Annotated in this window: 7 protein-coding genes; all 7 read right to left on the bottom strand. The window is 63.4% G+C overall.

The window, feature by feature from the left end:
• Positions 1-451 (bottom strand): TetR/AcrR family transcriptional regulator (locus VG320_RS02665; RefSeq protein ID WP_327198614.1); only part of this gene is annotated, 451 nt, incomplete at its 3' end.
• A gap of 271 nt (positions 452-722) precedes the next feature.
• On the bottom strand, positions 723-2,087 hold the full coding sequence (locus VG320_RS02660) for a phospholipase D-like domain-containing protein (protein WP_414695948.1): 1,365 nt from the start codon (positions 2,085-2,087) through the stop codon (positions 723-725).
• Between the two features lie 51 nt (positions 2,088-2,138).
• A complete protein-coding gene (gene nudB / locus VG320_RS02655; protein ID WP_327198613.1) occupies positions 2,139-2,609 on the bottom strand; it encodes a dihydroneopterin triphosphate diphosphatase in 471 nt (156 codons plus the stop codon).
• A gap of 107 nt (positions 2,610-2,716) precedes the next feature.
• Positions 2,717-3,235 carry a hypothetical protein gene (locus VG320_RS02650; protein WP_327198612.1) on the bottom strand — a complete coding sequence of 173 codons (519 nt, stop codon included), beginning with the start codon at positions 3,233-3,235 and terminating at the stop codon, positions 2,717-2,719.
• 145 nt (positions 3,236-3,380) lie between these two features.
• On the bottom strand, positions 3,381-5,186 hold the full coding sequence (gene aspS, locus VG320_RS02645; protein ID WP_327198611.1) for an aspartate--tRNA ligase: 1,806 nt from the start codon (positions 5,184-5,186) through the stop codon (positions 3,381-3,383).
• Between the two features lie 73 nt (positions 5,187-5,259).
• Positions 5,260-5,889: a DUF502 domain-containing protein gene (locus VG320_RS02640; RefSeq protein WP_103707851.1), complete on the bottom strand. Its 630-nt coding sequence runs from the start codon at positions 5,887-5,889 to the stop codon at positions 5,260-5,262.
• Positions 5,890-5,967: 78 nt separating this feature from the next.
• The gene (locus VG320_RS02635; RefSeq protein ID WP_327198610.1) at positions 5,968-6,318 is read right to left on the bottom strand and encodes an FmdB family zinc ribbon protein; all 351 of its coding nucleotides are present in this window, start codon (positions 6,316-6,318) and stop codon (positions 5,968-5,970) included.
• Positions 6,319-6,516: the final 198 nt, after the last annotated feature.

Below are 6,516 nucleotides of genomic sequence, written 5' to 3'. Positions count from 1 at the left end.
TATCGCGTCGCAGATGCCCTTCTTCGATCGCCTGCGCAATGGCTCGCAACAGTGCCGCACGCCACATCGTCACGCTCGCCACCAGTTGCTCGCGCACCTGGCTGTCCGCGCGGTCGTCGTACTCGACCGCGCCGCTGATGTAGATGCAGCCGGTCGTGACTTCGTGGATGCGCTTCTCGAACCATCGCGACAGCATCGCACGCAGACGAGGCAAACCGCGTGGTTCGCGCAAGCTCGGAAAGAAGACTTCTTCCTCGAATCTGCGATGGTACTCACGCACCACCTCGACCTGCAGGTCTTCGCGCGAACCGAAGTGCGCGAAGACGCCGCTCTTGCTCATCTGCATGCGCTCGGCCAGCAGTCCAATGGTCAGACCTTCCAGTCCGTCCCGGCTCGCGAGGTCGAGTGCTGCATCCAGAATGGCGGCTCGTGTCTGTTCGCCTTTACGCATAGCTTTATTTACCGTGACGATGTGGCCGCGATGTTGGCTTGATCTGCTCGCATCTCGGCTTGAATTAAATCGAACGGCCGTACTATTGTTGAGGACAGCCGCCCGCGAAACAAGGACTTTATTAGAAACCGTTTTCTACCCGGTACTCTAATTTTCGGGGATCGCAAGAAGCGCACAAGCGAGCATTTCTCGATTGCACGCGGGGGGTTTCGTGTGGCAGGCGCAAGGTTTGTGTCGGGTTGGCCACGCCGTGTTGCGACGCATTAGAAAACTAGTCGTAGCCGCCCACGGTGAGCAGCTTCATCACCACCCGATAGGAATTCCACGCCAGCCAGTTCACGGCCCGTACGTGCCACGGACGCGCCTCGTAGCGGGCGCGGTCGATCTTCGGGGATTCGTCGAAAGCGCTCAGGATCGCGTCGCGCAATTGCTCGATCTGCGGATGCTGCACCAGCAACACATTGGCCTCGTTGTTGAGCACGAGACTCAGCGCATCCAGATTCGACGATCCGACCGTGCCCCAGGCGCAATCCACCACCGCCACCTTGCCGTGCAGCATGGTCTTTTCGTATTCCGCAATCTGCACGCCCGCGCTGAGCAACTGGTGATAGAGAAACGGCGTGCCGTAGTCGAGCACCTTGAACTCTTTTCGTCCGATCAGAAGCTTGACTGTCACGCCGCGCGAGGCCGCTTCCAGCAGCGCGCGCCGCAGCCGCCGTCCCGGCATGAAGTACGGGTTGGCGAGCAGCACTTCCTTGCGCGCCTCGCCGATGGCGTCCAGATAGGCTTTTTCGATCGCGCGCCGGTTCACGACGTTGTCGCGCGCAACGAACGCCACGCAGGGCACCCGCGCCGTGCGCGGATCGGGCACGCCCGCGCGCAGGCGCTCGCGCAGCCGCGCGATGATGCGCTGCGCGCGCCCCGTGCGGACCACAGGCGCAAGTTCGCGCAGCACTTCGTTGACGGCCTTGGCGGGCTGCATCACCGTGTGTCCCGTGGGATGCGGCGCGAGAAAGCCAGCGCTGGCCGGCACGCCCGGTGACAGCACAGGCAGGTCGGGCGCGCCCGCACCCGCGAGCGGCGGCCGGTGCCCCAGGCGAATACGCCGCCACTGCATCTCGATCGCCTCGCGCACGTCCACCACCACCGGTCCGGCCAGTTCCACCGCGAAATCCCAGCGCGCGAACGGCAGCGGCTTGCCGTCGTTCTCCATATCGTCGACGACGTTGATGCCGCCGCAATAGGCGTACTGATCATCGATCACGGCGAGCTTGCGGTGCGTACGCGAAAAGCCGAAGCGCCCAAAGATGTGCGGGTTATAGATGCGATGCTCGATGCCAGCAGCAGGCCACGCATCGAACAGATCGAGACGCGCGGTGCCCACGCCATCGGTGATGACGCGCACGCGCACGCCGCGGCGCGCCGCGCGCATCAGTGCGTCCGAAAGCGCCTGGCCCGTGGCGTCGCGGCAGAAGATATAGGTTTCGAGCGCAACGTCGCGCCGGGCGGCGTCGATACGCTCGATCATCGCCGAAAAGAGGCCCTCGCCCGAATGGAACAGGCGCACCTCGTTGCCGCTTGTGAAGCGGTAACGCGAGCGATAGCGCCGCCCCAGCAGCGCCTCGCGCAGCCGCATGACGCGGCGCGGTTCGAGTTCCGCTTCAGGATCGGCGCGGGTGTCGCTCACTTAACGCTCTCCGGCAAGGCGCGCGGGCAGTTGCAGGATCGCCTCGCGATTGGACGACGAGAAGCACTTTGCCGCCGCTTCTTCGTAGGGCAGCCACAGATACGCGGTGTGCTCGCGCGGTGCTAGCGTGACCGGCGTGCCGGCGGGCACTTCCAGACTAAACCAGTGCTCGGTGTTGCGTGTGACGCCCGGGGCGTAGCGATGGCGCCAGACCGGATAGATCTCGTATTCGATCTCGTGATGCCAGTCGCGCAGCGCCTGCGCGGGTACGACAATGCCGGTTTCCTCAGCCACCTCGCGCACGGCGGTCTCCAGAAACGGCTCGTCGATGCGGTCCTTCGAGCCCGTGACCGACTGCCAGAAGCCGGCGCGGTCGGCGCGCTCGATGATCAGCACATCCATCTGCCCCGCCAGCGGCGGCGTATGGATGACGACAAGTACGGATTCTGGAATCTTCGGCGGCTTTTGCATGGCGATAAAACGTGTGGGGGCCGCGGGAATGGCGACTTGTTTGCGACTGTCTTGTCAGGAATTTAACGCAAAAGGGGCCAAACGCGTATGACGCGCCGGTTTGAGGCTCAGCGCGCGGGCGGTTGCAGATCGGCATCGCTGCAGGTGGGCTCGAAGTCGGCGTCGAAGTGCTGGGACAGATGCACCAGCGTTTTGTCGTCGCCTACGCGTTTGCCGAGGTAATGCACGCCCTCGCTCGACGTGCAGGTCGAGAGCCGCACTTTCAGGCCGCCTGCCAGCGTGGCGTCCGAGGAGGTCGCACCCACATGCGCAAAATGCGCCTCGCCGATCACGCCGAACCCGGAAACGTCCTTGTCGAGCGCGGGCGGCAGCTTGATTGTGTAAGCCGTCACGGCGCGATCGCGCAGTTCATCGGACACCATGGGATTGGCGCGCGCGCGGCCGCTGATGGTCGCGCAGCATTGCACGGCGGGATGCGCTACGTCGGGCACGATTTGCAGCGTCGCGCCATCGGCCAGTTGTGGATTCACCGAATAGTAGACGCCGTTCGACACGAAGCCGACCTGCTGCGCGTTCGCAAACGCCGCCACCGCAAGCGAGACAACGAACAACAGGGCGTGAAGCACACGTCGCGGCATCAATGGCATGGCGAAAGTCTCTGATGATCGTCGGCCGCGCAGTCTAGCAAATGGGCGTGAATCGAACGCGCGGGCGCGTGGCGAAAAAAAAGAGGCGCTCGCGCGCCTCTTCTTCATGCCACCCTAAAACGGCTTATTGCGCCGTCTTCTGCTCGGGCTGACGCAGACGGATGTGCAGTTCCTTCAGTTGACGCTCGTCAACTTCGCTCGGCGCCTGCGTGAGCAGACACTGTGCGCGTTGCGTCTTCGGGAACGCGATCACGTCACGGATCGAGTCGGCGCCGGCCATCATCGTCACGATGCGGTCCAGACCGAATGCGATACCGCCGTGCGGCGGCGCGCCGTACTGCAGCGCGTCGAGCAGGAAGCCGAACTTCGCACGCGCTTCTTCCGGACCGATCTTGAGCGCACGGAACACCTTGCTCTGCACGTCTTCCTGATAGATACGCACCGAGCCACCGCCGATTTCCCAGCCGTTGAGCACCATGTCGTAAGCCTTCGCGAGGCAGCGGCCCGGGTCCGTTTCCAGATATTCCAGGTGCTCGTCCTTCGGGCTCGTGAACGGGTGGTGCGCGGCCACGTAGCGGTTTTCTTCCTCGTCGTACTCGAACATCGGGAAGTCGATCACCCACAGCGGCTTCCAGCCCTTCTCGACCAGACCGTTGGCCTTGCCGAATTCCGAATGACCGACCTTCAGGCGCAGCGCGCCCAGGCTGTCATTCACCACCTTCGCGCGGTCGGCCGCGAAGAAGATGATGTCGCCGTCTTGCGCGCCGGTGCGCTCGATGATCGCAGCGATCGACGCGTCGTGCAGGTTCTTGACGATCGGGCTTTGCAGACCGTCACGGCCCTTCGCGACTTCGTTGACCTTGATCCAGGCGAGGCCCTTCGCGCCATAGATGCGCACGAATTCCGTGTAGCCGTCGATGTCGCCACGCGAGAGTTCCGCGCCCTTCGGCACGCGCAGGGCGGCAACGCGGCCGTCCTTGCTGTTGGCCGGCGTGCTGAACACCTTGAAGTCCACGTCCTTCATGGCGTCCGTCAGTTCCGTGAATTCGAGCTTCACGCGCAGGTCCGGCTTGTCCGAACCGAAGCGGCTCATGGCTTCCGAGTACGGCATGACCGGGAACTTCGCGTCCAGTTCGACGCCGATCGTTTCCTTGAACACGTGACGCGCCATGTCTTCGAACAGGTCACGGATTTCCTGCTCGCCGAGGAACGACGTTTCGCAGTCGATCTGCGTGAATTCCGGCTGACGGTCGGCGCGCAGGTCTTCGTCGCGGAAGCACTTGACGATCTGGTAGTAGCGATCGAAGTTCGCCACCATCAAGAGCTGCTTGAAGAGCTGCGGCGACTGCGGCAGCGCGAAGAACTGCCCCGGGTTCGTACGCGACGGCACGAGGTAGTCGCGCGCGCCTTCCGGCGTGCTCTTGGTGAGCATCGGCGTTTCGATGTCGATAAAGCCGAGCGCGTCCAGATACTTGCGCGTTTCCATCGCCACGCGATAACGCAGGCGCAGGTTGTGCTGCATTTGCGGGCGGCGCAGGTCCAGCACGCGATGCGTGAGGCGCGTGGTTTCCGAGAGGTTGTCGTCGTCGAGCTGGAACGGCGGCGTGACCGACGCGTTGAGCACCACGAGTTCGTGGCACAGCACTTCGATCTTGCCGCTCTTCAGGTTGGCATTGGCCGTGCCTTCCGGACGATTGCGAACCACGCCCTTAACCTGCACGCAAAACTCGTTGCGCACGCCTTCGGCCACCTTGAACATCTCTGCGCGGTCCGGGTCGCACACGACCTGGACCAGGCCTTCGCGGTCGCGCAGGTCGATGAAGATAACGCCGCCATGGTCGCGGCGGCGCTGCACCCATCCGCACAGCGAAACGTTTTGGCCCAGCAGCTGTTCGGTCACCAGACCGCAGTATTCAGATCTCATCGACATGATGTTCGTCTTTCGTTATGCGTAAATTAAACAGGAAGCTCGCGCAGGTTGTAGCCGACGCGACATCCGGTATTTAAAGCGGGGGATCGATGGGGCGACGCGGGGTCGCGGCAGGCGCGACGACGCCCATCGAAACAATATACTTGAGCGCGGCATCGACCGTCATGTCGAGCTCGACGACTTCGCTCTTCGGCACCATCAGGAAAAAGCCCGAGGTGGGATTGGGCGTGGTCGGCACATACACGCTCACGTGATCTTCCTGCAGATGGTTCACCACGTCGCCGCCAGGGATGCCGGTGAGAAACGCGATGGTCCACGAGCCCTTGCGCGGGTACTCGATCAGGAGCGCCTTGCGAAAGGCATTGCCGTTGCTGGAAAGCAGTGTATCGGAAACCTGCTGGATGCTTCCATACAGCGGACCGATGATCGGGATGCGGCGCACCAGCGCATTCCACCACTCCACCAGCTTCTGGCCGATGAAATTGTGCGTGAGCAGCCCCACCACGAAGATGAACGCCAGCGTGAGCACCGCGCCCAGACCCGGCAGATGGAACGGCGGGCGCCACGACTCCGGCAGGAGCAGCAGCGTCTGATCCATCGTGCTGATGACGAGATTCAGGACCCACAACGTGATGGCCAGCGGCACCAGCACCAGCAGGCCGGTCAGGAACACCGATTTGAGCGTCGCTTTCTTGATCGTCATGTACACGCCATCCAGGCTGCGCGTGGCGCAGCGCTTGTGCGGCCTGGCCCCGGAAAACCGGACCCGGGCCGCTGGGTTTCAGGTCGAGCCTGCCGTGCTCGCGCTGCCTGCATTGCTTGCCGCCGGCGCTGCCGGCGCGCTCGCGGGAGCCGCTGCGGGCGCGCTATCGGCGGCCGGCTTGCTGGCTTCGGACGTCGATGCGCTGTCAGCCTTCGCAGTGGTCGCCGCGCCGCTGGCGCCGTTATTGCCGCCACGGAAGTCGGTGACGTACCAGCCCGAGCCCTTGAGCTGGAAGCCGGCCGCGGTAACCTGCTTGCGGAATGCGTCCGCGCCGCAGCTCGGGCACTGCGTCAGGGGCGCGTCGCTGATCTTCTGCAGGCAGTCCTTGTCGAAGCCGCACGACTCGCAGCGGTAAGCGTAGATCGGCATGATCTCTTTCCTGATGAAACGAGTGAAAGTCAGGCAAAAAAACCTGACAAATGCTTGCAAAGCCTTGAATTATAGCCGCAAACGCTCGCCTGGCCCGGGAATTGCCGGGACGGTGGAACGCAGGGCACCTGCGCGTAGTTGGGGACGGCTTGCGGCCGATCAAGTACTTTGGCTTGTTTTCAGGCGCACGACGCGATG

The organism is Paraburkholderia sp. (assembly GCF_035948235.1).
In the GTDB taxonomy this organism is placed as follows: domain Bacteria; phylum Pseudomonadota; class Gammaproteobacteria; order Burkholderiales; family Burkholderiaceae; genus Paraburkholderia.
The sequence above is the reverse complement of the archived record's forward strand: the minus strand, read 5'-3'. Positions and strand labels throughout refer to the sequence as shown.

What these genes read in the sequence shown, in the direction of transcription:
- VG320_RS02660 (WP_414695948.1), bottom strand. Translation starts at nt 2,087, where the DNA reads ATGCGGCTGCGCGAGGCGCTGCTGGGGCGGCGCTATCGCTCGCGTTAC.
- nudB (WP_327198613.1), bottom strand. Translation starts at nt 2,609, where the DNA reads ATGCAAAAGCCGCCGAAGATTCCAGAATCCGTACTTGTCGTCATCCAT.
- aspS (WP_327198611.1), bottom strand. Translation starts at nt 5,186, where the DNA reads ATGTCGATGAGATCTGAATACTGCGGTCTGGTGACCGAACAGCTGCTG.
- VG320_RS02640 (WP_103707851.1), bottom strand. Translation starts at nt 5,889, where the DNA reads ATGACGATCAAGAAAGCGACGCTCAAATCGGTGTTCCTGACCGGCCTG.
- VG320_RS02635 (WP_327198610.1), bottom strand. Translation starts at nt 6,318, where the DNA reads ATGCCGATCTACGCTTACCGCTGCGAGTCGTGCGGCTTCGACAAGGAC.